General features: G+C 49.1%; 3 protein-coding genes. All 3 read right to left on the reverse strand.

Annotated elements, in window-relative coordinates; translation table 11 throughout:
- Positions 1-499: 499 nt before the first annotated feature.
- The gene (locus JE47_RS0119830; RefSeq protein ID WP_031461405.1) at positions 500-796 is read right to left on the reverse strand and encodes a hypothetical protein; all 297 of its coding nucleotides are present in this window, start codon (positions 794-796) and stop codon (positions 500-502) included.
- A 187-nt stretch (positions 797-983) separates the two neighbouring features.
- Entirely contained in the window at positions 984-1,460 is a 477-nt protein-coding gene (locus JE47_RS21980) for a hypothetical protein (protein ID WP_035420171.1), read from the reverse strand.
- A gap of 877 nt (positions 1,461-2,337) precedes the next feature.
- A complete protein-coding gene (locus tag JE47_RS20845; protein ID WP_051871227.1) occupies positions 2,338-3,249 on the reverse strand; it encodes a M23 family metallopeptidase in 912 nt (303 codons plus the stop codon).
- Positions 3,250-3,310 lie beyond the last annotated feature (61 nt).

Below are 3,310 nucleotides of genomic sequence, written 5' to 3' on the forward strand. Positions count from 1 at the left end.
GCAGGTTTCAACCCTGTCCTCGTTGGCGTGCTGATATGAACCGATAGAGGTTGAGCCAACTACTCATAGACCGTCTATGTGCGACGAACTCTGTGCTGTCAGCATGTTAAGCTCCGACCGAGACAGTGATAGAGCTTCGCGCCGAGCAACGCCCGCAGCAACATCTATGTGTGTCTTCGAGCCTTCGCATCGGGGAGCGATACTTCATCAGGGTGGACTCAAGCAAGGAATAGATTCGCCTGTCGCCTGAAAGTCAAGGTATTCAGCCAACTTAGCAGCTAGAAAGATGTCGTCACGGATTGTCTCAAATCCTTCGCGGGTCATTGGCACATTATCTCGGCACAACCCGACCGTTCCTGCTTCCACCATTAGCTCATCACGATGCTGCCTTTCTGTGAGCCATGACCCTAGGGCAGGCGTAAAGTGTTCTGTACCTTCGGAGGTGGCGCAGTCGGCGTTTCATTTCGACGGTTTGAAACCTCTCTTTGCTGTGAGATGATTACAGGTTGGCAATCACACGCTCGTTCGTGACAGCAAATTCGGTTGTAAGGAGAATGATCAACGCCTGAACTCCTAGAAAAATCGAGGATAGGAAAAACCATATGGCGGTTAGCAACAAGAACCCCGCAAGTAACCCCGATGTCATATCACCTTTACCACCTGTCATAAGGGCGTAAACAACGAAGCCGACGCTCACTACGAAAGAAAACACTGAAGGTAAAAACACAGCAGGATGCACATTGGCAGTAAAAAGGACCTTTTCGTTCGGCATTAGATTGTCTTGGATGTAGCCCATAGTCAATTCTCCCGGTTCGTTACTCAGTTATGCCTATCGAACAATGCCTGCTTGCTCTCTTGAATTCAAGAAGACGGCTAACGGCTCGCGCATTAGCCGTCGCGAGCGAGCGAAGCGCTGTTGGCCGGATGCGCGTGTTGGGCAAACCCTTGCAATTGCGGCTTTTCTTGCACTACGATCTTCCTGCTTAACCAAAGATGCCGAGAATGTCCCAACGGTCTTTCCACTGTTCAAGTCTGCGCTCATCAATCGAGTGGTGCGTTGAATCGGGATTCCCAGGACGTATTCCACCGTGTTTGTTTAGATACGCCTGGTGTGTTTTGTAGATATTATCTTTTATCCACCATTCTGGCACAATCCAGCAGCGTGGGGGTGTGTTGGTATCACCCAAATTGACAAACACCCAAAAGTGAGTTTCATCGGCTTTTGGAGACATTGGCTGACTATCAACGATACTTGAATGCCAGTTCTTCCCACCACGCTTCGTCTTCACTTGAATGTAAACGGTGCGGCTGTCATCGCAGTTGGACGCAATGATGTCGATCTTGGGCATATTTCCAGCAACAGTCACGGCAAATGCACCGCGTTTGTTTCGTTCAGCCGCGACAAAATACTCGCCTGCTTGCGCAACTTGTTGAATGCTTGATCCACGTGACTCTGCCACTACAGAATACTACTGTCCAGATACAGCCGTCCAACGGCTTGCGGTTCAGCCGCCCCACGCAAGGTACCGCATCCCACACCACCAAGCCCGCAAACAAGATGACACGCGGGATCGAGCCGAAGGCGTTCGACTGGATGCGCTTGTTATGCGGCGTGCGGATTGGGCAAAGCCAACGCACCCTGCCGCGCACACCCGCCCGCCACACGCACCCGTACACACGACGCTGCGTGCGCGTTGACGTCAAGAAGCACGTGCCTGAACGCGACACAGATCGCACACGCCACTTTGCATTCTGCTGGTGACGCGCCGTATAACGACCTGCGCTTCAGCCGCCGCGAAGCGAGCGCAGCGAGCGAAGCGGTCGGCTGGAAGCGCAGGTTAGCCCGCTCTATATACTGAGATACAGGACCACTGCCCAGCAACCTTTCGGAGAATTACAAAACTGCAGCAATCTATTCTGGGCATTGGGGCTTATCAAGACTACCCAACAGGCGCTTCCAGCCGACGCCACCTATCGGTGCTACGACTGCACGTGTCCATTGGCCACACAACGATTAGCTATCTACTTTAGCCTTTCTGGTTCTACAACATAGAACTCAAGATACCCACAGGATGGGCAATAATACGGCTTGATATCGGATCCTCTTAGCACAGTTCCGATTCCTGTCTTTTCGGCGAAGGCGTCTCCTTTCTTCACCACTTTGAGTAATGGTGCGAAAGGCCCCAACGCAGCCTCAAGCAACTCTGTTTGACACTTCGGGCATTTCATTAGGAACCCTCCTCTATCGTTGGATTTAGAGCGGGCTAACGGCTTGTGCTTCACCTGCGCCACGAGGCGCAGCGGAGCAGCGTCAGGTGGAAGCGTGGGTTGGACGCTTTATAATATGTTCAAAATGAATTCGATAATTCGCACCACAACTACGAAAATTCCGAGAACCGTAAAGAATAAGACAAACGTGCTCCATACCAAGTCTGAGATTTTGGGTTTTATAAAGTCTACAGTCTCCAGTATTCCTGAACAACAGGTATTGACATTGTGCACCATCTGGTCTTTTTCAATATATCCAAGTTCAATACATTCTTGGGTATCATTTTCCAGACGCTCAAAATTCCGAAACTTTATGGGCAGACTAATAGCAGTATAAAAGTCTGCCCTATCTTGTAGTTGAAAATGCAAGTGAGGTTCTGAAGAATGTCCTGAATGCCCACATTCTCCTATCTTCTGTCCTGTGACAACAGCTTCGCCTTTTTTTACCGTTATACTACCCGCTTTTAGATGGGCGTAAAGAGTGTATTTACCAGAGTCGTGCTTTATCACGACATAGTTTCCACGTATATCAGGAGTTTTTATATCTACCCATCCCGTTCCTGCTCGATGATAATCCTTGATGTCATTCCGCACATCCACTACGACCCCATCGGATGCTGCAAGGATAGGTTTTCCAAAAGCCAGATAGTTTTCTGGGCTGTTTGAAGAACCTCGATATGTTTTCCCGGCATCGTCAACCACTACAAAATCATAAGCATACCTTTGTCCTACGATATCCCACGAATGGGATGTTTGTTTACGAATACCACCATTCGCAACTTTCCAGGTTCCTTCGAATGGCAGAACAAAAGTTACAGTGTCATCGTACATGACACCTTTCACGACAGATCGACTAATAGCTATGTATTGTCCCACTGTTTGTCGCAAAGTCTGTACTAATCCAAACGGATTCAAAAATGACCATATAAAGACTGATAAGAAATACTCAAAGAGTATTTTTAGCGACGTTACAAAAGACATTGCTCTTTCCTCTCGATCATTTCAGGGCAAGCACCCGACGGTACTAAGCTCAGCCGCTGCG

The organism is Chloroflexus sp. MS-G (assembly GCF_000735195.1).
Lineage (GTDB): Bacteria > Chloroflexota > Chloroflexia > Chloroflexales > Chloroflexaceae > Chloroflexus.